General features: G+C 51.0%; 1 protein-coding gene. It reads right to left on the bottom strand.

Going from position 1 to position 294, the window contains the following annotated elements; genetic code table 11:
* On the bottom strand, positions 1 to 219 hold a 219-nt coding region (locus IV91_RS16295; RefSeq protein ID WP_035418637.1), incomplete at its 3' end, for a hypothetical protein.
* Positions 220 to 294: the final 75 nt, after the last annotated feature.

The raw sequence follows: 294 nt of genomic DNA, 5'->3' as shown, positions 1-294 counted from the left end.
CACAGGCGCAGCCAAGGCAACCGCTGTGGCCAGGTTCTTCCCCTTCCGATCCTGGCGCTTCCATGCCGGAAGTTGAGTTCCATAGGCTTCGGCCCATTTCTCCGCGATGCCACCCACCTTCTCGGCAGGGACGATGAAACTGGTCCAAACGGTATAGCCTCGAATGAAGTGAAACAAAACAGCCTTCAGCGCCGGAGTGATGTCATCGTAGATCTTCATGGGTGTTCCCCAAAATAAATCAGATACCTACTTAACGTATCAAGAGCCCATACGATGACAACAATTCAAATTTAT

The sequence above is a fragment of the Ferrovum myxofaciens genome, assembly GCF_000735045.1.
GTDB classification, from domain to species: domain Bacteria; phylum Pseudomonadota; class Gammaproteobacteria; order Burkholderiales; family Ferrovaceae; genus Ferrovum; species Ferrovum myxofaciens.
The sequence above is the reverse complement of the archived record's forward strand: the minus strand, read 5'-3'. Positions and strand labels throughout refer to the sequence as shown.